Origin of the sequence: Kineosporia sp. R_H_3 (assembly GCF_002198675.1) — a bacterium.
GTDB lineage: Bacteria > Actinomycetota > Actinomycetes > Actinomycetales > Kineosporiaceae > R-H-3.
Genome location: NZ_MWLL01000134.1, coordinates 1 through 20,141 on the forward strand (window position 1 = coordinate 1; position 20,141 = coordinate 20,141).

Genomic DNA, 20,141 nt, shown 5'->3' on the forward strand with positions numbered 1-20,141 from the left:
CCCTCGCGCACCGGCACCCCCCCGCCCCGCCGCCCTCCGAGGTGGCGGGGCGGGGGCGTCCATGCTCCGGACAGCCTCTATGACAGCGCTGTCTACCGGCGTAGCGTGGCGTCCGGCGCCCGGCCGAGGACCGTCCGCGGCGATCGGTGCGCCGACGTCCGGAAGGGGCAGTGGCACACGCGATGAAGGCACTCGAGCGCAAGCTGGCGGCGATCGGCGACGGGAGCTACACGGGGGACGACTTCGTCCTCGCGGACGCGAAGGACGCCGACATGGCGTTCGGGGCGGCCTCGGCCGGCCCCCGCCCCGACGGGTCCGGCTTCCGCAGCCGCCCCGAGTACCTCGCCCACATGAAGGCCCTCGTCGAGGCCGAGGCGATCGACATCCTCCTGACGAGCGCGTCCAACGGCGAGCGGATCGCCGCCGACGGCGTCCTCGACTCCTCGCCGGTGACGCTCGCCGTCCGGGGCAACGACACGACCGACATCTGGAACCAGCGCTGCTCGGCCTACACGACGGTCCCGTCCCGGCCGTTCCGCAGCGCGAACCTCGAGGTCGTCCGCGGCTTCTGCGACCTCGTCCTGTACTCGGTGACGTTCAACAACGACCTCGACCACGACCTGCGCAGCGTCGAGGAGTACGCCCGGTTCCGGGCCGACGCCCGTGCGGTCGGGATGCGGCACTTCCTCGAGGTGTTCAACCCCAACGCGCCCGTGGGGCTCGCGGCCGACGAGGTGGGGGCGTTCGTCAACGACTCGATCCTGCGCACCCTCGCCGGCGTGACGTCGTCCGAGCGGCCGCTCTTCCTCAAGATGGCGTACAACGGCCCGGCCGCGATGCGCGAGCTCGTCGACAACGACCCCTCGCTCGTCGTGGGCATCCTCGGCGGCTCGGCGGGCACGACCCGGGACTGCTTCGAGCTGCTCCACCAGGGCGAGCGGAACGGTGCCCGGGTCGCGCTGTTCGGTCGCAAGATCCAGCGCGCGGAGTCCCAGCTCGACCTCGTGCGCCTCATGCGTGCCGTCCTGCGCGGGGAGCACACCCCCGAGGCTGCGGTGAAGGAGTACCACGCGGCGCTCGCGGCGGCCGGGCTCACGCCGGTGCGGTCCCTCGAGGACGACCTGCGCGTCACCGAGCCGGTGCTCGCCGCCGGCGCCGGGGCCTGACGGCGGCCCGCGGACCGGCGGACGGCGGACGGACGGCGATGGGGCTGTCGTGGCAGGAGCGCGCGGGCGTGCTGTGCGCCGGGTGCATCGTCGTCGACGCCGCGAAGGTCGTCGACGTCTGGCCGACGCCGGAGCGGCTCGCGATGATCGAGTCGGTGAACCTCAGCACGGGCGGGCCGGGGCTCAACATGGCCGTCGACCTGGCCCGGCTCGGGGCGCCGTTCCCGGTCGGGCTGGCCGGGGTCGTCGGGGACGACGACCACGGCCGGTTCGTGCTCGACGAGTGCGCCGCGGTCGGCGTCGGGACGGGCGGCGTCCGGGTCACCGCGGACGCTGCGACGTCCTTCACCGACGCCATGGTGCTCAAGGGCTCCGGCGTGCGGACGTTCTTCCACCACGCCGGGGCGAACGACCTCCTTGTGCCGGACGACGTCCCGGTCGGGGCGTCGTCCGCGCGCGTCTTCCACTGCGGCTCGCCCGGGATCCACGCGGCGATGGACGCCCTCGACGCGGCGGGCGACAGCGGCTGGGTGCGCCTGCTGCGCGCCGCGCGGGCGGCCGGGCTGCGGACGAACCTCGAGCTCGTCGGGCTCGACGCCGACCGCCTGCGCGACCTCGCGCGGCCGTGCCTGCCGCACCTGGACTACCTCGTCGTCAACGAGGTCGAGGCCTCGGCCGTCGCGGGCGTCGAGGTCAAGGCCGTCGGCGTGGACGGCGCCGTCGACTGGGCCGGCATCGAGACCGCCGCCCGCGGCTGCCTCGACCTCGGGGTCGGCCGGCTGGTCGTCGTGCACTGCCCGACCGGCGCCCTCGCCGTCACGAAGGACGGGGACGTCTCGCGCCAGGGCTCCGTGCTCCTGCCGCCGGGCGTCGTGAAGAACGCCACCGGGGCCGGGGACGCCTTCGCCGCGGGCGTCGTCCTCGGGCTGCACGAGGACCTCCCCGTCGAGGAGTGCCTGCGGCTCGGCGTCTGCGCCGCCGCGGCGAACCTGCAGGGCGCGGGCACCTCGGACGGCGTGGTGGCGGCCGCCGAGTGCCTCGCGCTCGGCGACGGGTACGGCTTCCGCGCGGTGCGCTGAGGGGACCGCCAGTCGCCGACCGGCCACGCTCACGTGTGAGCCCGGTCTCTGCGCGCGTGACTCGTACTTTCGCCTCATGACACGTGGCGCCCCCGGCGAGCAGCGTGATCGTGATCGTCCGATCACGTGCCAGGGGGTGGCAGTCGTGGACATGTCCCGTCGTCGGTTGGTCCGCCGGGCCGCAGTCACCGTTCTCGCCGTGGCGGTGACGACCGCGGGCGGCTGGGGCGGCGGCCCGGCGGCGGCGGCGCCGATGCCGCTGCGCGCCGCGGCGCACACCTCGTCGTCCTCGCCGTCCCCGTCGGTCTGGCCCAGGCCCGCCCGCGCCGCGCTGCCCGCGCCGACCGCCCGGCAGCTCCAGGCAGCGGTCGACGAGTACGTGCGCAGCACCGGCATCGTCGGGGTCACGGCCGCCCTGGTGACGCCCGAGGGCAGCTGGACCGGGGCGGCGGGTGCCGACGGCGTCGGCGTCCGGCTGCGTGCGGCGTCGGCGATGCCGATCGCCAGCACGACGAAGACCTTCGTGGCCGCGGAGGTCCTGGTCCTCGCCCGGCGCGGCCGGATCGACCTCGACGCGCCGGTGACCCGCTACGTGGCGCTGCCCTTCGACGCGCACGGTGCCACGGTCCGTCAGCTGGCGACGATGACGTCGGGCTTCCCCTTCATCCCGGACGAGACCGCGATCGCCGCGGCGTCGGCCGACCTGGACCGGCGCTGGACCTGCCGGGACACCGTGGCCCTCGTCCCGGCGGACGCACCGCGGCTCGGCGAGCAGGGCGGGGCGGCGGCCTACAACGGTCTCAACTACGTCGTCCTCGCGATGGTCGTCGAGAAGGTGACCCGGCTCCCGCTCGCGGAGGCGCTGCGGCGTGACCTCGTCGCACCCGCCGGGCTGCACCGGACGTGGACCGAGACCGGTGCCCGGCCCGAGCGACCGCGCCCACCGCGGGCGCTGCCCGTGGACGACCCGGTGACCCCGGTCGTCGACCGGACGAGCCCGCTGCTGCCGTCGACGGCCGCCGCGACGTCCTTCTGCGGCGGGACCGGCGTCGTCTCCGACGCCCTCGACCTGGCCCGCTGGGGCTACCTGCTCTACGGCGGGCGGCTCATCGACCGCTCGCTCGTCGACGTCATGACGACGCCGAACCCGCTCGGCGGGGACTGGGGCTACGGCTTCGGCACGATGATCGCCGACTGGGACGGGACGCCGTTCTGGGGCCACGCCGGCAACTACGCCGGCTACACGTCGATCCTCTTCGCGTGGCCGCAGACGCACACCACCGCGGTGGTGCTCACCCCGGTGAGCGGCGGGCCGGACGGCGACGTCCGGGCCGACCTGGCCATCGGTCTCTACCTGACGCTGCTCGGCGGCTGACGAGCCCGGTCCGCCGGGCCCGGCCACGAGGGCCGCCCGGCGGACCGACCACCTTCAGTCGGTGCCGGACTCCATCGCGGCCCGGTCGAGCGGCTCGACGTCGCCCTCGTCGACGGTGCCGATCGCGGCGATCGGGTCGGCACCGCCCGGCTCGAGGCGGCCGAGGATCTCGGCCTGGCCGGTGAGCTGGCCCTGGGCCGCGTACAGCTCGAGCTTCTGCCGGGAGTCGGAGATGTCGAGGTTGCGCATCGTCAGCTGGCCGATCCGGTCCAGCGGGCCGAACGCGGCGTCCTCGGTGCGCTCCATGGAGAGTCGGTCCGGGTGGTACGACAGGTGCGGGCCGGTCGTGTCGACGATCGAGTAGTCCTCGCCGCGGCGCAGCCGCAGGGTCACCGAGCCGGTGACGGCGCCCGCGACCCAGCGCTGCAGGGACTCGCGGAGCATGAACGCCTGCGGGTCGAACCAGCGGCCCTCGTAGAGCAGGCGCCCGAGGCGGCGGCCCTCGTTGTGGTACGCCGCGACGGTGTCCTCGTTGTGGATCGCGTTGACGAGCCGCTCGTACGCCGCGAAGAGCAGCGCCATGCCGGGGGCCTCGTAGATGCCGCGGCTCTTCGCCTCGATGATCCGGTTCTCGATCTGGTCGCTCATGCCGAGGCCGTGCCGGCCGCCGATGACGTTCGCGGCGTGGACGAGCTCGACGGCGTCCTCGAACTGCTTGCCGTCGAGGGCGACGGGGCGGCCCTGGTCGAACGTCACGGTGACGTCCTCGGTGGCGATCTCGACGGACGGGTCCCAGAACCGCACGCCCATGATCGGCTCGACGAGCTCGATCGAGGCGTCGAGGTGCTCGAGGCGCTTGGCCTCGTGGGTGGCGCCCCAGATGTTCGCGTCGGTCGAGTACGCCTTCTCCTGGCTCGCCCGGTACGGCAGGTCGCGCTCGGTGAGCCAGGCGGACATCTCGGCGCGGCCGCCGAGCTCCTCGACGAAGTCCGCGTCGAGCCACGGCTTGTAGATCCGCAGCTTCGGGTTCGCGAGCAGGCCGTAGCGGTAGAACCGCTCGATGTCGTTGCCCTTGAACGTCGAGCCGTCGCCCCAGATCATCACCTCGTCGTCGTGCATGGCGCGCACGAGGAGGGTGCCGGTCACGGCGCGGCCGAGCGGCGTCGTGTTGAAGTACGCGCGGCCGCCCGAGCGGATGTGGAAGGCGCCGCACGCGAGCGCGGACAGGCCCTCCTCGACGAGCGCCGAACGGCAGTCGACGAGCCGGGCGAGCTCGGCGCCGTACTGCATCGAGCGGCCCGGGATGGTCGAGATGTCGTCCTCGTCGTACTGCCCGAGGTCGGCGGTGTACGTGCAGGGGACGGCGCCCTTCTCACGCATCCACGCGACGGCGACAGAGGTGTCGAGGCCGCCTGAGAAGGCGATCCCGACACGTTCCCCGACAGGCAGGCTGGTCAGCACCTTGGACACGACTGGTAAGCGTATTGGCTCGCGGGTGCGCTCCTGCGCACGGGGCGGTGCCGGCGTGCTCGTCGTCACCCGCGGGAGTCTGCGGCGTGCGCGTTTCGCCGGTATTGCCGTCGACCGCACGCCGGTGACACGCCTACCGTTCGTCGCATGGCGACGATCGACACGCTCGACGGGCTCGAGGCCCTCTACCCGCCGGCGCTCGACCGGACCCGGGCCAAGAAGAAGGAGCGGCTGGACGACGGGGTGCGCGCCGCGATCGCGGCGTCGCCGTTCGTGCTGCTCGCGACGGCCGACGGGCAGGGCCGCTGCGACGTCTCCCCGCGCGGCGGGCCGCCCGGCTTCGTCAAGGTGCTCGACGACACCCGGGTCGCGGTGCCCGACCTCAACGGCAACAACCTGCTCGACTCGCTGCGCAACGTCGTGCTCAACCCGTACGCCGGGCTGCTGTTCGTCGTCCCCGGGCAGTCCGAGACGCTGCGCCTGGACGGGCCGGCGCACCTGAGCACGGACGACGCCGTCCTCGACCTGTTCGTCGAGGAGGTGCGCCGGCCGGTGCTCGCCGTCGTCGTCGAGGTGGGGACGGTGTTCTCGCACTGCGCGAAGGCGTTCCGACGCAGCCGGCTGTGGGACCCGCAGACCTGGCCGGACGCCGACGAGCGGGTCGTCCTCGCGGCCCGGTACCGCCAGCTCGGGCTGTCGATGTCGTTCGACGAGTACGTCGCCGCGAACGAGGAGAAGATCGCCGCCGACCTCGAGGCGGACCGGCCGGTCTGACCCGGTCTGACCCGGTACGCGCCGCCGGGAAGGTGCGTCAGACCGGTCTCGGCGCCGTCCCCAGGAGCATCGCCACGACGTGCTCGGCGATGGCGAGCGACGACGTCGCCGCGGGGGAGGGGGCGTTGCGGACGGCGAGGACGGGCCCGAGGTCGGAGATCCGGAAGTCGTCGACGAGGCCGCCGTCGCGGTCGACGGCCTGGGCCCGGACGCCGGCCGGCGCGGGGACGACGTCCGCCGCGGTGACCTCCGGGACGTAGCGACGGGCGCGCCGCATGAACAGCGTGCGGCTCGCCGAGCCGGCCATCTCGCCGAGCCCCATCCGCCAGTGCGACCGGGCCATCGAGCGGAACCCGGGCCAGGCGAGCGTCGAGCCGAGGTCGCGCAGGGCGACGTCGCGGCGGCGGTAGCCCTCGCGGGCCAGGGCGAGGACGGCGTTCGGGCCGACGTCGACCCGGCCGTCGACCCGGCGGGTGAAGTGCACGCCGAGGAACGGGTAGGCCGGGTCGGGCACCGGGTAGATGAGGCCGCGGACGAGCGAGGTGCGCTCGGGCCGCAGGGTCCAGTACTCGCCGCGGAACGGCACGATCGCCGGCGCCGCGTCGTCCCCGGCCCGACGGGCCACGACGTCGGACTGCAGCCCGGCGCAGACGACGAGCCGGTCGAAGGTGAAGCGCTCGCCGTCGTCGGCCCGGGACAGCCCGGACCGGCGGGTCGTCACCGTGACCTGCTCGCGGGTCGGGCCGGTGCGCTCGACCGCCGTGACCTCGCGGCCGAGGAGCACCCGGCCGCCCGCCGCCTCGACGTCGCGCCCGAGCGCGGCGGTCACGGCGACGAAGTCGGTGATCGCCGTGCGCGGGGAGTGCAGCGCGGCGACGCCAGCGGCGTGCGGCTCGACGTCCCGCAGGCCGGCGGCGTCGAGCGGGCGCAGGTCGGGGACGGCGTTCGCGACGGCCCGCTCACGGATCCGTTCCAGCGCCGGGAGCTCGGACTCGTCGACGGCGACGACGAGCTTGCCGGCCTCCTCGAAGGGCAGTGCGTGCTCGGCGCAGAACTCGCGCAGCAGCCCGACCCCGCGCCGGCACAGGGTCGCCTTGAGCGACCCGGGCGCGTAGTAGAGGCCGGCGTGGACGACGCCGCTGTTGTGACCGGTCTGGTGCGCCGCGACGCGGTCCTCCTTGTCGAGCACCGTGACGACGGCGTCCGGCCGTAGCTGCGTGACCCGACGTGCGACCGCGAGCCCGACGATCCCTGCCCCGACGACCCCGATCCGTTCCACCCTGCCAGTGTCCCGCCGACCCCGGCCGGGCGCGCGGGTCGCGGGTCCCGGGCCGGGCGGCGACCCGCCGGACGACCGATCCGCAGGGAGCGGTCGGGCGCGGCATCATGCACGGGTGAGCTACCCCCTCGTCGGGCCAGGCGGGGACCGCACCGGCCCGGTCGGCTACACCTACGCCGCGCTCGTCGTCCGCGTCGGGGACCGGACCGCGCACGTGCCCGAGGACGTCTTCGCGACGCCTCCGGACGCCGGTCGCGGGCGCCTCGACGGCTCGCTGCGGCCGGCCCCGACCCGGGACGGCGTGCTCGCGGCGCTGCGGGCCGCGGGCTTCTCGGGATGGGTCGGGGCCGACGAGGACGGGTGGGTGGCGGCCGTGCCGCGGTCCGGTGCCGGCACCGTCGCCTCCGGGCGGCGGGGCGTCGCCGGCCTCGGTGCCGACCTTGCGGCCGCGCTCGCGGCGACCGTCGTCGTCCTGCGGGTGCTCGCGGACCGGCAGCTCCTCGTCGCCGTCTGGGACGGCGCGCAGGAGCTGGGCCGCTACGTCAGCGACCCCTCGGTGGGGCGGGCCGAGGACGACGACACGCTGCCCGACCCGCTCGGCGTCGAGCACGCCGAGGCGTTCGCCGCGGCGTGCGGGCGCTCCGACGACGCCGACGACCTCGCCGAGCTGCTCGCCGAGGAGCTCGACCACGACAGCGTCATCGAGTCCGAGCGGCTCGCGGGCGTGCTCCGGCTGCTCGGCCTGCCCGGCTGGCTCGTCGCGGCGTCGTCGCTGCCGCGGGACGTCCCGGCGGGCCCGCGGGCGGGCGACCTCACCCGGCTCGGCGCCGGGTCCGAGGGGCTCGCGGGAACGGTGCGGGGGTGGGCCGCCGAGCAGGTGCGCCGGCGCCGGACCCCGCCCGACCCGGTCCCGGAGGGCCCGCGCGGTCCGTCGGACGCCGACCTGTGGATGCTCGGCTGAGGAGGCCCGGCGGCCGGGGCGTGACCCGCGTGCAACCTCGGGGGCCCCGGCGCGCATGTGAGGGACGTGGGCACGAGAAGGACGACGGCCGCAGCGGCCGCAGGTGCGGGCATCGCCGGCGCTGACGGCGCGCCGCCGGGCGACGTGACGCCCGACGCAGCACCGGACGATGCGTCGGGGCGGGGCGCACCCGGACCGGTGACGCCGTCGTTCCGCGAGTTCGCGACGGCACGCCGGGCGGCGCTGCGACGTACCGCCTATCTCATGTGCGGTGACTGGCACCTGGCGGACGACGTCGTCCAGGACGCCCTCGCCAGGCTCTACGCGGACTGGCCCCGGCTCGCGGCGCGCGGTCCGGTCGAGGCGTACGCGCGCAAGGTCGTCGTCAACGGTGTGCTCGCCCACCGGCGGCGGCCGTGGCGGCGCGAGGTCGTGGCGCCCGCCCTGCCCGACGTCCCCGACCCGCGGTCCGGCGACGGTGCGCCCGCCGGCGCGGACGACGGCACCCGCGACGTGCTCCTGCGGGCCCTCGCCGGGCTCGGCGCCTCGCAGCGGGCCGTCGTCGTCCTGCGCTACTGGGACGACCTGCCCGTCGACGAGGTCGCCCGGGTGCTCGGCTGCAGCACCGGCAACGTGAAGAGCCAGGCCGCCCGCGGGCTGGCGCACCTGCGCGACGCCCTCGGCGCGCGCCCGGACCAGGAGGTCACCCCATGACGACGGACCCGTACCCCACCGACCCGACTGCCGGCCCGGCTGCCGGCCCGGCTGCCGACGAGGCCGCCGGGGCGCTGCTCACCGCCGCCCTCGGGACGCTCGTCCGGGACGAGCCGCCGATGCGCTTCACGGTCGAGGACGCCGAACGGCGCGGCCGGCTCCTGCAGCGCCGCCGCCGGCGGACCCGGGTCGGTCTCGGGGCCGGGGTGCTCGTCGCCGCGAGCGGCGCCGCGTTCCTCTCGGCCGGCGCGCCGGGATGGCCCGGGGCGCAGCGGCAGCCGGGGACGGCCCTCGGGCCGACGGCGAGCCCGAGCCAGAGCGCCGGGACGGCGATCGGGGACTTCGGCGGCACCAGCCTGCCGGTGGGCTTCCCGCTCAACGAGGCGTTCGTCGCCGTCGAGTCGGCGTTGCCGGACGGCGTCCGCCTGGGGGACCTGCCGGCCGACGTCGCGTGGGAGCCCGGCGGGCCCGGGTACGTGGCCGCCGTGCGGGTCCCGCTCGCGCGGGGGAGCGCGGTCTCCCAGCGCGGGGGCGCGACCTTGCGTCTCGGCCCCCGGTGCGTGCTCGACGGGGCGGACGCGGTGCTCGACGACGTCCAGGCACGAGCCGTCGCCGACGCCGTCTGCGCGGTCTGGACGACGTGGGGCCGGCCCGACCCGCTCGCCGTCCCGCCGGCGCCGAGCACGCCGCCGGACCCGGCGTCCTGACCCGCCGTCTGACCGGCCTCCTGACTCTGCACCGGATCCGCGTCCGCCCCCGCGCCGGGGCGGGTGATCGCTACAGTCCCCGCTCATGAGCGCAGCGGGCAACGGGGACGCGACGGCCCCGCAGGGGTTCGCCGGGGTCGACCCGGACCGGGTCAAGGACGTCGTCTCGGCCGTCTGGGACCACAAGGACGACGTCGCGTCGGCGGTCGAGTTCGTGCGGGACCACGGCGACGACCTCGTCCGGCTCGCGGCCCGGCTGCCCGAGCTGCTCGGTTCGGTCTCGGAATTCCTCACCGGGGCGGCGGACGACGCCCGCGGCGCGGCGGCCTTCCTCACCGGGGACGGCGGTGCGGAGGGCAGCGGGGTCAAGGCCCTCGCCACGCTCGCCGGCGAGGCGCTCGACACGTGCCGGCGTGAGCTGGCCTCGGCCCGCGACCTGCTCGACAAGCTCGGTGACGAGCTCGCCGACGTCCCGATCCCCAGCGTGCGCGCGACCTACTCCGAGGTGCTCGGCCACAAGCTCGTCACCGGGCTCGACCTCGGCGAGGGCAAGCTCCTCGGGGTGGCGAGCGCGCGCGTCCGCGAGGGGGCCGAGCGCTTCGACGGGGTCGGCGCGGAGCTCGCGAAGGTGGCCGACGTGCTGCGGAAGATCGGCGGCCTCGTCGACCACGCGGGTCAGGGCCTCGCCGACACCGCGACCAAGCTCGAGCACGGCGGGCAGGCCCTCGGGAAGCTCACGAGCTGACGGCCGTGATCCCCGCCGTGACGGGGCGCAGGTGCTCGACGACGGGCGGCTCGGCGAAGAACGGACCGACGACGGCGCGCCACCGCGGGAAGAGGTCGCTGTTGCGGAAGGTCACGGTGTGCGCCTCGAGCGTCTCCCAGCCGAGGAGCACGAGGAACGTCGACGGGCGCTCCACGAAGCGGTGCAGCTCGCCCCACAGGAAGCCCTCGGCCTCGTCGAGGACGGCCCGGGCCTTGGGGAACTCGGCCTCGAACTCGGCCTCACGGCCGGGCGTCACGGTGATGAGCACGTGCTCGACGACCACGGTGTTCTCCTCCTGCTGCGGGGGCCTGCGGCGGTCCCTCGACGGGTCCTCGAAGCGTACGGTGCGCCCTGTCGCCGGGACGCCCGCCCGCCGACTGGACGCTGCGGGCGCCCATGGCCAACCCTGACCCTGTGACCTCCCTGGGCGACCACGTCGCGTCGTGGTTCGCCGGCTGGTCGCCGGTCGAGATCGTCCTGCTCGTCGTCGCGGCGGTGCTCGTCGGCTTCGCGAAGACCGCGATCGGCGGGGTCGCCTCGATCAGCGTGGCGATCTTCGCCGCGACGATGCCGGCCCGGGAGTCGACCGGGGTGCTGCTGCCGCTGCTCATCCTGGGTGACGTCTTCGCGGTGTGGTCCTACCGCAAGCACGCGCACTGGCGCACGCTGCTGAGGCTCATGCCGACGGTCGTCGTCGGGATCCTCCTCGGCGCGGTGTTCGTCGCGACGGTCGACGACACGGTGATGCGCCGCACGATCGGCGTCGTCCTCGTGCTGCTCGTCGCCGTGAACCTGTGGACCCGGTCCCGGCAGGCCCAGGAGCAGGCCGCGGTCACGGCCCCGGCCGCCCGCGTTCGCGACCATCGTCGTGAAGCCGGTGAGCGNTCACGGCCCCGGCCGCCCCGGCGGCCCCGGCGGCCCCGGCGGCTCCGACCGCCCCTGTGGACACCACGACGCACGCCGCCACGACGACCGTCGCCGCGACGTCGTCCGCCGCGACGTCCTCCGCGGACGCGGCGGACGCGGCGTCGGCCGCCGGGACGCGCAGGGCCCGGCACACCGCCGCCGCGTTCTACGGCTCGCTCACCGGCTTCACGACGATGGTCGCGAACGCGGGCGGCCCGGTGATGTCGCTCTACATGCTCTCCATGCGGATGCCGATGCTCGCCTTCCTCGGCACGGGCGCCTGGCTCTTCGCCCTCTTCAACCTCGTCAAGGTCCCGTTCAGCATCGGCCTCGGACTGCTCGACTGGCGCGCGCTCGGGGTCGACCTGGTGCTCGCACCGGGTGTCGTCGTCGGTGCCGCCGTCGGCCGCTGGGCGATCCGCCGGATCGACCAGGCGCTGTTCGAACGGATCGTCCTCGTCGTCACGGTGCTCTCCGCGGTGAACCTCGTCCGCTGAGCGGTCCGCGCGGTGGCAGGGTCAGGCGCCGTCGACCGCGCCGTCGCCCGGCGTACCGGGGCCCGCGGAGCCGATCGCCTCGGTGATCGCCGAGGAGATCCGGCCGAGCGTCTCCACCTGCTCGGGGGAGAGCGCGTCGAAGACGAACCGGCGGACGGCCGCGACGTGGCCGGGGGCGAGCTCGACGACCTTCGCCATGCCGGCGTCCGTGAGCATCGCGATCTGGCCGCGCCGGTCCGTCGGGCACTTGCGGCGCCGGACCCAGCCGTACCCCTCGAGCCGGGCGACCGCGTGGGACAGCCGGCTCAGGGAGTTCGCGGTGACCTGGGACAGCTCGCTCATCCGCAGCTCGTGGCCGGGCGCCTCGGAGAGCATTGCCATGATCACGTAGTACGTGTGCGGGATCCCGGCGTCGGACTGGAGCTGGCGGTCGAGGGCGGCCGGCAGCTCGTGGAGCACGGGCATGAGCCCGCGCCACACCTGCTGCTCGGCGTCCGTGAGCCACCGCGGCCCCGGCCCGGCGGCTGCGCCCGGGGGCTCCTCGGCCCTCGCGGCCGCCAGGGTCGCCGACGTCGGGTCCGTCATCACGTGACCTGGAAGGACCGCTTCGACAGCCCCATCCAGAAGCCGTCGACGGTCGGCTCGACCGGGGCGTCCGGGGTCTGCGCGGCGCCGAGCGTCACGAACAGCGGCGTGAAGTGCTCGACGGTGGGGTGGGCGTAGGGCATGCCGGGCGCCGCGCTCGCGAACGAGGCGAGCGTGTCGACGTCACCCTTGGAGAGCGCCTCGCCGGCCCATGCGTCGAACTCCGACGACCACGCCGGCGGTGCCGCGTCGCGGTTCGTCCAGTGCTCGCGGGTGAGGAACGGCAGGCCGTGGGTCAGGAACCCCGAGCCGATGACGAGGGTGCCCTCGGCGCGCAGGTCGTGGATCCGGCGGCCGATCTCCAGGAGCCGGGCCGGGTCGTGCGTCGGCAGGCTCATCTGGACCACGGGCACGTCGGCGTCCGGGTACATCACCTTGAGCGGCACCCAGGCGCCGTGGTCGAGGCCGCGCCGCTTGTGCTCGTAGACCGGCTCGGTGTCGGGCATCGCGGACGCGACCCGCTTGGCGAGCGCGCTCGAGTCGGGGCTGGCGTACGTCATCTCGTAGTACATCTGCGGGAACCCGCCGAAGTCGTAGACGAGCGGCGTGCCCTGCGCGGTGCCGGACAGGCTGAGCGGGGCCGACTCCCAGTGCGCGCTGATGACGAGCACGTCCTTCGGCTTGGGCATCGACTGCGTCCACGCGAAGAGCTGGCTCATCCAGCGCGCGTCCTCGAGCAGCGGGGGTGCGCCGTGGCCGTAGTACATGGCCGGCAGCGGGCCGTCGGCGGGCGTCCACGCGCGCTGCGCGCGGGTCGCCGGCAGCGCCGTCCGGAGGAACTCCTCGTACTCGGCCGGGGCGGCCGGTCGGGAGGTGAAGCTGCTGCTCATCGCGTCCTCGCTCGTTCTGGTGTCGTCAGGGTGGGTGGGCGGCGCGGGTCCGTCAAGGCCCGCCGGGTGCGCGGGTCAGACCGCGAGGGGCAGCGCGATGGTGTGCGCGGTGTGCGTGACCTTCGCCTGCAGGTACCGGGCGTTCGCCGTCGACAGGTGCACCGCGGTCGGCACCCGGTGCGCGACCCGGACGCCGAGGCCCTCGAGCTGCGCCGCCTTGTCGGGGTTGTTGCTCAGCAGGTCGATCTCGTCGGCGCCGAGCGCCAGCAGCATCTGTGCGGCCGCCGTGTAGTCGCGCTCGTCGTCCGCACGCCCGAGCGCGCGGTTGGCGGCGTAGGTGTCGAGGCCGCCGTCCTGGAGGGCGTAGGCGTCGAGCTTGGCGTAGAGCCCGATGCCGCGGCCCTCCTGGCGCAGGTACAGCAGGAACCCGCCCGCCTCTGCGATCCGCTCGGCCGCCTCGCGCAGCTGCGGGCCGCAGTCGCAGCGCAGCGAGCCGAGGACGTCGCCGGTGAGGCACTCGGAGTGCGGGCGCACGAGCGTCCGACCGCCCGGGGTGCCACCCGCGAGGGCCGCGCGCCAGTCGCCGAGACCGATCGCCAGGTGCTCCTTGCCGTCGGCGAGCCCGTCGAACGTGAAGACGTCCGACGTCGTCGTCCAGCCGTCGGCGAACCGCAGTGGCACCGACACCGCGGTCCGGACGGTCGCCGCAGGGATGCCGGCCGCCGGGGTGGTCCCGGTCGCCGCCGCCGAGGGCGGCACGGTGCCGGGCAGGTCCGGTCCGGTGGTGGGGCGGGTCAGTCGCATGGTGGACTCCTTGAGCGCTCAACTTCTGTCGGACTCTACCAGGAGAACTTGAGTGTTCAAGTTTTTCTTCCCCCGGTCGTTCCGGGGTCGGCTGCCGGCCGGTCACCACGGCCGGGCCTCGAGCGCTGCGGACCACGCGAGCCGCCCGCGGGTGACCGTCGCCGCGGGGAGGCTGTCCGCGAACGCCTCGGTGGCGAGCAGGACGTGCACGTGGGTGCTGAGCCGCTCCCGGGCGAGCCGCTCCAGCGCGGGGCGGTGCTGCGCGCAGACCCGGTGCTGCTGTGCGAGGTAGGCCCGCTGCCAACGCATCGCGTCCCCGTGCCGGCCGGTGAGCAGCGTCGTCACGTCCTCGGCGGCGACCTCGAGCTCAGCGGGCACGTGCAGGCGTCCGGAGGCACCTGCCAGCGCGCCGACCGCGCCGAGGACCTCGCACGTGGTGTCGTCCTCGAGGTCCCAGGCGGTCGTCAGGAAGGCCTTGAGGAGGCGGACGTCGGCGAGCAGGACCTGCTCGGCCCGGGCCACGACGACCGGGTGCCGCGGCCCGAACCGCTGCCGGGGTGCGGTCGCCGGGTGCGCGGCCGGTCGCGGGTTCGGGCGCCAGCGGGCGGGGACCCGGCCCGGTCGCCCCGCGCGGTCGAGGATCTGCGCTCGCAGGGCCGCCGTCCTGGCCCGGACCTGGGCCAGCTCCGCGGCGAGCGGCACCGGGTCGTGCCCGCCGACCGAGCCGAGGAAGGCCTCGACGGCGCGCGGGCCGTCGACGAGCTCCCAACGGACGAACGCCACCTCGGGGCGGCCCGCGGCGGGGAGCAGGTCCCGCAGCACGGACAGCAGCGGCCCGGTCGTGGGCAGGCGTGGCAGGGACGCGTCGAGCGGTGTGAGTGCGGCGAGGCCGACCGGGTGCCCGGGGGTCAGCCGGGCCGCGGTGACGCCGGTGTCGAGCTCGGCGAGGAGGTCCTGCTCCCACAGGTCGCCCCCGAGGAGGGCGTCGCCGAGGTCCCCGAGGAGGCTGCTCAGGTCGCAGTGCGACAGCCTCCAGCCGGGCCCGGGGTCGAGGTTCTCGGGCCGGGCGGGCAGGACCAGCTCGGGCAGCCCGAGGCTGTGCAGCCCGACGGTGACGGCGCAGGCCCCGGCGGGGTCGCCGTCCGCGTCGCAGATGCAGGCGACGCGCCACGGGCGGGCGGGGGACTCGACGATCTCGTGGACGACCAGCTGCACGGGGGCCTCCTCGCTCGGGACCGGCGGTGCCGGTCGTTCGAGCGACGAGGCTTCGGGGCGGGGGTGACGGTCCGGGGCGGACGGGACCTGCCCCTGTGGACAAGCCGGGTCCGGTCCGGGGTGTGGACGGGTCGGGCCCGGACGAGCGGTCGGGTCAGTGGCCTGCGGTGAGGCCTGTGGTGCGGCCTGTGGTGAGGCCTGTGGTGAGGCCTGCGGTGCGGTCGGCGGTCAGGCCCAGCGCCACTGGACGCCGTAGCAGAGCCCCTGGACGACCTGCTCGAACCGGACCCGGATCACCCCGGTGTCGTCGGGCGTCAGCGTGCGGGTCGTCGGGTGCGCGTCCTCGAGCACCGCCGGCGGGACGCCGTCCAGCCGCCAGGCGAGCGCCACCGCGTCGGCGTCGGCGAACCGGATCTCGGCGGAGAACCGCCGTGTGCGCCGCAGCGGGATGAGCACGTAGTGCGGCCGCATCCGGTCCCGGTCCGCGGTGAAGCTCACGACGTACCGGTGGCGCTCGCCGGCGCGCAGCGGCCGCGGCAGAGCCAGCTCGTACCGCCAGTGGCTCTCCGAGACGCGGTGCGCGCCGCGGATCCGGCAGCCCGCCTCGGCGACGATGCCGAGCTCGGGCAGGGTCCCCGGCTCGAGCGCCTGGACGCTGAGGGTCGCCGTCACGGTGTCGAGCCCGTCGGCGTCGGCGACGATGACGCGGTCCTCGGTGAGCCGGGCGGACGCCGAGTCGAGGCGCATGGTGGCGGCGAGGCTCTCGACGTACCAGCCGGTCGGGGCGAACGGGTTGCCCGGCTCGCCGCTCTGGCGGGACACCAGGGCGTCGGCGAGCTGGCGGGTCGCGGCGTCCAGCCGGCGGCGGGCCGTCCGGGCGTCGCGGTCCATCGCGGTCGCGATGGCGTCGATCCGGTCGGTGAGCAGCGGCACGTTGGTCCAGCCGTCGACGGCCAGGCTCACGAGCACGGCCTCGCGCAGGTCCCCGGCGAGCGCCTGGGCCGCCTCGACGATCCCGCTCTGGGCCAGCCGGCGCAGCTCGGTCTCGGGGAGGGCCAGGTCGAGGTCGAGCGCCGCGACGAGAGCGGGCCCGAGGCGGGACACCAGCCCCGGCGACTGCAGCGCCCGCCCCTTGCGCAGGGCCATGAGGTCCCGGGTGAGGGTGTCGACGTCGACCTGCGCGACGCCGTTCGGGTCGCCGTGGTCGTCGAGCGGGTCGTCGAGCTGGTCGTCACCATGATCGTCGAGGTGGTCGTCACCGTCGTCGCCCACGTCGGCGTCGTCGTCGCGCCGGCCGCCGAGGTGGTCCTCGGGCGGCGCGTCGGGGGCCGGCGTGCCGTTCCTGCCGGACCGCTCGACCCGCAGGCCGTCCAGGTCGTCGTGACGGGCCTCGAGGACGGTCGGGCCGTCGTCGGCCCGCCCGTCCGGCGTCGGCCCGGAGGTTCCCCCGGTCATCGTTGCCACACGTGCCCCGTAAGTCGTCCGCCCGGTACCGGCGGATGTGGCGATGGCCCCGAGATCGACCGCCCTGACACGGCCTCCATGCGCGGTCACACCATAGTTGACAAGTAGTGGACAGGCGCGGAGAACGCTTTCAAACATGCGTAGCGATGACTATCGTCTCTGAGGCGGGACCGGGGGCGGTCCCTGGGGCGGGGCGTCGGTGACTCCACGGGGAGGTCACCGGCCCCCGCCTCCTGGCGTTCCGGGCAGGCGCCGACGCCGCGCAGGCGACCCGTCGTCGTCCCGTCGTCCGCTGCCGGAATGTCCCGGCGTCCTGTACCGTTCTCGGGATAGTTGAATTCGAAACTACCCGCGAGGACGGCGTGCCGGCCATGAGCAGGCACGGCAGACTCGTCGGGACGGACAGGAGCGTGGACCCATGAGCGACACCCCCGCGAGCGCGTCGACCCTCGAGGTCGTGGACCCGGCCATCGACGTCCGGCGGGCCGGAGAGCGGTTCGTGACCCAGGCGGGCGGCTGGCTCGACTCCAAGCACTCGTTCTCCTTCGGGCACCACCGCGACCCGCGGAACACCCACTTCGGGCTGCTGCTCGTCAACAACGACGACATCGTCAAGCCCGGCACCGGCTTCGAGACGCACCCCCACCAGGACATGGAGATCGTCACCTGGGTCATGCAGGGGTCGCTCGTGCACCAGGACTCGACGGGGCACAGCGGCGTCATCTACCCGGGTCTGGCCCAGCGGATGAGTGCCGGCACCGGCATCCTGCACAGCGAGAAGAACGACTCGTGGCGGCTGAAGGGCGGCCCCGAGCACCTCGACCCGGTGCACTTCGTGCAGATGTGGGTCGTGCCCGACGAGGGCTCGATCGCGCCGGGCTACGAGCAGCTCGAGATCGCCGACGAGCTCATGCGCGGCGGGCTCGTGCCGGTGGCGTCCGGGATGCCCGGGCACGCCGACCACGCGGCCATCCGGATCAAGAACAAGTACGCCGCCCTGCTCGCCTCGCGGATGTCCGCGGGTGACACCGTGACGCTGCCTGAGGCGCCGTTCGTCCACCTCTTCGTGCCGCGCGGCACCGTGCGGCTCGAGGGCGCCGGCGAGCTGACGGACGGCGACGCCGCCCGGATCCTCGGCGGCGGCCAGAAGATCACGGCGTCGACCGACGCCGAGATCCTCGTCTGGGAGATGCACGCACGGCTCAGCTGAGCCGGCGGCCACCGCCGACCGACCGCCCCGCCGGAGGACCGCATGAGCAGGCTCGACCCCGACGTCGTCGGCACGGACGCCGCACCCGCCCCCGACGGCCCGGGGACGAGCCTGCTCGAGCCGCGCGAGGTGCCGCTCGGCGGCCCGCGTGCGCTCCTCGTGCGGCGGACGCTGCCGCACAAGCAGATCCGCACGATCGGTGCCTGGTGCTTCGTCGACCACTTCGGCCCGGCGCCGGTCGCCGAGACCGGCATGCACGTGCCGCCGCACCCGCACATCGGGCTGCAGACGGTCACGTGGCTCTACTCCGGTGAGGTGCTCCATCGCGACGGGCTCGGCTCGGAGCAGGTCGTCCGCCCCGGCGAGCTCAACCTCATGACGGCCGGCCGGGGGATCGCGCACGCCGAGGACTCGGTGCTCGACGGCCCGGACGGTGCGGAGGGCCCGGACGGCCCGGACGGGCCGCCGGTCGACCGGGCGACGATGCACGGCCTCCAGCTGTGGGTCGCCCTGCCGGACGGCGAACGCCACCAGGAACCGCACTTCGAGCACCACGCGGGGCTCCCGACCGTCGGGCTCCCGGGAGCGACGGCGACCGTCGTCCTCGGGGCGCTCGGCCCGGCGGACGCACGGGACGCCGTCCGCTCACCGGCCGCGACGTACTCGCCGATCGTCGGCGCGGACCTCGTGCTCGACGCCGCGCAGGCCGGCCCCGGGGCGCCCGGGACCGCCGTCCCGCTCGACCCCGCCTTCGAGCACGGTGTCATCGCCGTCGAAGGTGAGGTCCGGGCCGACGGGGTGACCGTCCCGCGCGGCGCGCTGCTCCACCTGCCGCCGGGACGCGGCACCGTGACGCTCTCGGCCGTCGACGGCCGCGCGCGGGTGTTCCTCCTCGGCGGGCCGCCCTTCGGCGAGCGGCTCGTCATGTGGTGGAACTTCGTCGGCCGCGACCACGACGACATCGCCCGCGCCCGGGCGGACTGGGAGGTGGCGCGGTCGGCGCCGTCCGACCGGTTCGCGGCCGTCGTGCACCCGGTGCCGGCGCTGCCCGCCCCCGCCCTGCCGACCACCCGCCTGCTGCCGCGCTGACCGCCGGCCGGGCTCGTCCCCGGTCAGGCGTGGGTGACGGCCTCGACGTTGTGCCCGTCCGGGTCCCGCAGGAACACCGCGTAGTAGCCCGGGTGGTACTCGGGCCACTCCCGCGGCGCGTGCAGCACCTCGACCCCGGCGGCCACCGCCGCGGCGTGGACGGCGTCCACCGCGCCCCGGTCGGGCGCCTGCAGCGCGAGATGCGCCTCACGGCGCTCCTCGCCGAACGCGGGGCTGAGCCAGAAGTCCGGGTTGCCGTCCGGACCGGAGAACCCGACCGCGTAGGACTTCGCGACGGGGAAGCGCATCACCTCCTTGAGCCCGATCGCGGCGAAGACGCCGGTGTAGAACCGCACGGACGCCTCGACGTCCCCGACCTGGATGCCCACGTGGTCGATCACGGGTCGAACCTACGACCGCCCACCGACAGCGGCTGCGGGCCGACGTCCCGGGGCGCAGCGCAGGCTCGTCGATGCACGCATCGATGTGCGGCCTGCGGGGTCATCGCCCCGGCGACGACACATCGATCCCTGCATCGACGATGCCGAGCCTGCCGTGGCTCGCTGGTGATGGCAGAGCAAAGCCTGCGCGCGACAGGTCCGCCCACGCGGCGACCCGGTCACCGGCGGCCCCGGCCGGCATGCCCCGGAGCGCTACCGCGCCAGCGCCGATGCGACGACGTCCAGGGCGGCGGGCGTCCGGACGACGAGCGTCGCCTCGCGGACCCGGGTCGGGGTGTTCGGCAGGGTCGTCAGGGCCACCCGGGTCGCGACGTCGAGCGGCCAGTAGGGCTGCGTCATCCCGATCGGGGTGAGCGCGAGGGTGCGCGCACCGAGCGCGTCGGCGACCGCGAGCACAGAGCGGTACGCCGCGGAGAGCAGGTGCTCCCGGTCGATCCGGAGGTCGTACTGCGGCGCGGCGACGTGCACGAGCCAGCGTGCCGGCAGGGTGCCGGCCGTCGTCGAGACCGCCTGGCCCGCGGGCAGACCCGCGGGGTGCGACAGCGCGAGCAGCTCCTCGAAGGCGGCCAGCGCCTGCGGGCCGGCGGCCCGCAGCAGCCCGAGCTCGTCGTCCGGGGTGCGCCGGCGGCGGGGCGGGGGGACGACGCGCACGACGGCGTCCGCCGGCTGCCCGGCGAGGTCCCCGACGACGGTGCGCAGCTTCACCGTCCCAGCATGCCGACGCAGGGC

General features: G+C 75.2%; 22 protein-coding genes. 12 read left to right on the forward strand and 10 right to left on the reverse strand.

All coding sequences use genetic code 11. The annotated features are described in order from the left end of the window. Nucleotides 1–182 precede the first annotated feature (182 nt). The 3 genes from ECOMGDLI_RS13520 (at nt 183) to ECOMGDLI_RS13530 (ending at nt 3,620) form a co-directional block, all read left to right on the forward strand. Nucleotides 183–1,166 (forward strand): hypothetical protein, encoded by a 984-nt coding sequence (locus ECOMGDLI_RS13520; protein ID WP_088317353.1) that lies wholly within the window; start codon nt 183–185, stop codon nt 1,164–1,166. Between the two features lie 38 nt (nt 1,167–1,204). Continuing rightward, complete coding sequence (locus ECOMGDLI_RS13525; protein WP_088317354.1) at nt 1,205–2,245, forward strand: carbohydrate kinase family protein; 1,041 nt, start codon at nt 1,205–1,207, stop codon at nt 2,243–2,245. Between the two features lie 199 nt (nt 2,246–2,444). Further along, nucleotides 2,445–3,620 (forward strand): serine hydrolase, encoded by a 1,176-nt coding sequence (locus tag ECOMGDLI_RS13530; protein WP_158220997.1) that lies wholly within the window; start codon nt 2,445–2,447, stop codon nt 3,618–3,620. A gap of 54 nt (nt 3,621–3,674) precedes the next feature. On the opposite strand, the gene argG is transcribed toward ECOMGDLI_RS13530, so the two are convergent. Next, nucleotides 3,675–5,090 (reverse strand): argininosuccinate synthase, encoded by a 1,416-nt coding sequence (gene argG / locus ECOMGDLI_RS13535; RefSeq protein WP_088317356.1) that lies wholly within the window; start codon nt 5,088–5,090, stop codon nt 3,675–3,677. Nucleotides 5,091–5,237: 147 nt separating this feature from the next. On the opposite strand from argG, the gene ECOMGDLI_RS13540 reads away from it, so the two are divergent. Beyond that, nucleotides 5,238–5,864 carry an MSMEG_1061 family FMN-dependent PPOX-type flavoprotein gene (locus ECOMGDLI_RS13540; protein ID WP_088317357.1) on the forward strand — a complete coding sequence of 209 codons (627 nt, stop codon included), beginning with the start codon at nt 5,238–5,240 and terminating at the stop codon, nt 5,862–5,864. A gap of 37 nt (nt 5,865–5,901) precedes the next feature. Here the strand turns inward: ECOMGDLI_RS13540 and lhgO are convergent, their stop codons facing one another. After that, complete coding sequence (gene lhgO / locus ECOMGDLI_RS13545) at nt 5,902–7,143, reverse strand: L-2-hydroxyglutarate oxidase (RefSeq protein WP_088317358.1); 1,242 nt, start codon at nt 7,141–7,143, stop codon at nt 5,902–5,904. 115 nt (nt 7,144–7,258) lie between these two features. On the opposite strand from lhgO, the gene ECOMGDLI_RS13550 reads away from it, so the two are divergent. The 4 genes from ECOMGDLI_RS13550 to ECOMGDLI_RS13565 all read left to right on the forward strand — a co-directional run bounded on the left by ECOMGDLI_RS13550 (nt 7,259) and on the right by ECOMGDLI_RS13565 (nt 10,270). Then, entirely contained in the window at nt 7,259–8,104 is an 846-nt protein-coding gene (locus tag ECOMGDLI_RS13550; protein ID WP_088317359.1) for a hypothetical protein, read from the forward strand. Nucleotides 8,105–8,302: 198 nt separating this feature from the next. Next, complete coding sequence (locus ECOMGDLI_RS13555) at nt 8,303–8,818, forward strand: SigE family RNA polymerase sigma factor (RefSeq protein ID WP_088317360.1); 516 nt, start codon at nt 8,303–8,305, stop codon at nt 8,816–8,818. Beyond that, entirely contained in the window at nt 8,815–9,525 is a 711-nt protein-coding gene (locus tag ECOMGDLI_RS13560) for a hypothetical protein (RefSeq protein ID WP_088317361.1), read from the forward strand. The genes ECOMGDLI_RS13555 and ECOMGDLI_RS13560 overlap by 4 nt, the downstream gene beginning before the upstream one ends. Nucleotides 9,526–9,610: 85 nt before the next feature. Continuing rightward, entirely contained in the window at nt 9,611–10,270 is a 660-nt protein-coding gene (locus tag ECOMGDLI_RS13565) for a hypothetical protein (RefSeq protein WP_088317362.1), read from the forward strand. Here ECOMGDLI_RS13565 and ECOMGDLI_RS13570 read toward each other — a convergent pair. After that, nucleotides 10,260–10,574 carry an antibiotic biosynthesis monooxygenase gene (locus tag ECOMGDLI_RS13570; RefSeq protein WP_088317363.1) on the reverse strand — a complete coding sequence of 105 codons (315 nt, stop codon included), beginning with the start codon at nt 10,572–10,574 and terminating at the stop codon, nt 10,260–10,262. The genes ECOMGDLI_RS13565 and ECOMGDLI_RS13570 overlap by 11 nt on opposite strands. 113 nt (nt 10,575–10,687) lie before the next feature. On the opposite strand from ECOMGDLI_RS13570, the gene ECOMGDLI_RS13575 reads away from it, so the two are divergent. Continuing rightward, a partial coding sequence (locus tag ECOMGDLI_RS13575; protein WP_143447696.1) for a sulfite exporter TauE/SafE family protein occupies nt 10,688–11,175 on the forward strand: 488 nt, incomplete at its 3' end. A 57-nt stretch (nt 11,176–11,232) separates the two neighbouring features. Continuing rightward, nucleotides 11,233–11,694, forward strand: coding sequence for a sulfite exporter TauE/SafE family protein (locus ECOMGDLI_RS36805; RefSeq protein WP_088317364.1), 462 nt, complete (start codon nt 11,233–11,235; stop codon nt 11,692–11,694). A gap of 21 nt (nt 11,695–11,715) precedes the next feature. On the opposite strand, the gene ECOMGDLI_RS13585 is transcribed toward ECOMGDLI_RS36805, so the two are convergent. From ECOMGDLI_RS13585 to ECOMGDLI_RS13605, 5 genes are all read right to left on the reverse strand, one after another. After that, a complete protein-coding gene (locus ECOMGDLI_RS13585) occupies nt 11,716–12,279 on the reverse strand; it encodes a MarR family winged helix-turn-helix transcriptional regulator (RefSeq protein ID WP_198954833.1) in 564 nt (187 codons plus the stop codon). Next, nucleotides 12,279–13,169, reverse strand: coding sequence for a dioxygenase (locus tag ECOMGDLI_RS13590; RefSeq protein WP_088317365.1), 891 nt, complete (start codon nt 13,167–13,169; stop codon nt 12,279–12,281). Before ECOMGDLI_RS13590 ends, ECOMGDLI_RS13585 begins: the two co-directional genes overlap by 1 nt. Before the next feature lie 75 nt (nt 13,170–13,244). After that, on the reverse strand, nt 13,245–13,973 hold the full coding sequence (gene ribA, locus ECOMGDLI_RS13595; protein ID WP_088317366.1) for a GTP cyclohydrolase II: 729 nt from the start codon (nt 13,971–13,973) through the stop codon (nt 13,245–13,247). Between the two features lie 102 nt (nt 13,974–14,075). Then, nucleotides 14,076–15,188 carry a hypothetical protein gene (locus tag ECOMGDLI_RS13600; RefSeq protein WP_088317367.1) on the reverse strand — a complete coding sequence of 371 codons (1,113 nt, stop codon included), beginning with the start codon at nt 15,186–15,188 and terminating at the stop codon, nt 14,076–14,078. A 228-nt stretch (nt 15,189–15,416) separates the two neighbouring features. Then, complete coding sequence (locus tag ECOMGDLI_RS13605; protein ID WP_088317368.1) at nt 15,417–16,643, reverse strand: hypothetical protein; 1,227 nt, start codon at nt 16,641–16,643, stop codon at nt 15,417–15,419. Nucleotides 16,644–17,070: 427 nt separating this feature from the next. Here ECOMGDLI_RS13605 and ECOMGDLI_RS13610 point away from each other — a divergent pair, with 427 nt between their 5' ends. Next, on the forward strand, nt 17,071–17,862 hold the full coding sequence (locus ECOMGDLI_RS13610; protein WP_088317369.1) for a pirin-like bicupin family protein: 792 nt from the start codon (nt 17,071–17,073) through the stop codon (nt 17,860–17,862). Between the two features lie 42 nt (nt 17,863–17,904). After that, nucleotides 17,905–18,951 (forward strand): pirin family protein, encoded by a 1,047-nt coding sequence (locus ECOMGDLI_RS13615; RefSeq protein WP_088317370.1) that lies wholly within the window; start codon nt 17,905–17,907, stop codon nt 18,949–18,951. Nucleotides 18,952–18,974: 23 nt separating this feature from the next. Here the strand turns inward: ECOMGDLI_RS13615 and ECOMGDLI_RS13620 are convergent, their stop codons facing one another. Next, a complete protein-coding gene (locus tag ECOMGDLI_RS13620; RefSeq protein WP_088317371.1) occupies nt 18,975–19,352 on the reverse strand; it encodes a VOC family protein in 378 nt (125 codons plus the stop codon). A gap of 252 nt (nt 19,353–19,604) precedes the next feature. Beyond that, nucleotides 19,605–20,117 carry a macro domain-containing protein gene (locus ECOMGDLI_RS13625; RefSeq protein ID WP_158220998.1) on the reverse strand — a complete coding sequence of 171 codons (513 nt, stop codon included), beginning with the start codon at nt 20,115–20,117 and terminating at the stop codon, nt 19,605–19,607. Nucleotides 20,118–20,141: the final 24 nt, after the last annotated feature.

Bases quoted from the DNA above. Each gene is read 5' to 3' on its own strand.
- ECOMGDLI_RS13590 (WP_088317365.1), bottom strand. From the start codon at position 13,169: ATGAGCAGCAGCTTCACCTCCCGACCGGCCGCCCCGGCCGAGTACGAG.
- ECOMGDLI_RS13615 (WP_088317370.1), top strand. From the start codon at position 17,905: ATGAGCAGGCTCGACCCCGACGTCGTCGGCACGGACGCCGCACCCGCC.
- ECOMGDLI_RS13605 (WP_088317368.1), bottom strand. From the start codon at position 16,643: ATGACCGGGGGAACCTCCGGGCCGACGCCGGACGGGCGGGCCGACGAC.
- ECOMGDLI_RS13585 (WP_198954833.1), bottom strand. From the start codon at position 12,279: ATGACGGACCCGACGTCGGCGACCCTGGCGGCCGCGAGGGCCGAGGAG.
- ECOMGDLI_RS13560 (WP_088317361.1), top strand. From the start codon at position 8,815: ATGACGACGGACCCGTACCCCACCGACCCGACTGCCGGCCCGGCTGCC.
- ECOMGDLI_RS13610 (WP_088317369.1), top strand. From the start codon at position 17,071: ATGAGCGACACCCCCGCGAGCGCGTCGACCCTCGAGGTCGTGGACCCG.
- ECOMGDLI_RS13525 (WP_088317354.1), top strand. From the start codon at position 1,205: ATGGGGCTGTCGTGGCAGGAGCGCGCGGGCGTGCTGTGCGCCGGGTGC.
- ECOMGDLI_RS13565 (WP_088317362.1), top strand. From the start codon at position 9,611: ATGAGCGCAGCGGGCAACGGGGACGCGACGGCCCCGCAGGGGTTCGCC.
- ECOMGDLI_RS13540 (WP_088317357.1), top strand. From the start codon at position 5,238: ATGGCGACGATCGACACGCTCGACGGGCTCGAGGCCCTCTACCCGCCG.
- ECOMGDLI_RS13520 (WP_088317353.1), top strand. From the start codon at position 183: ATGAAGGCACTCGAGCGCAAGCTGGCGGCGATCGGCGACGGGAGCTAC.
- ribA (WP_088317366.1), bottom strand. From the start codon at position 13,973: ATGCGACTGACCCGCCCCACCACCGGACCGGACCTGCCCGGCACCGTG.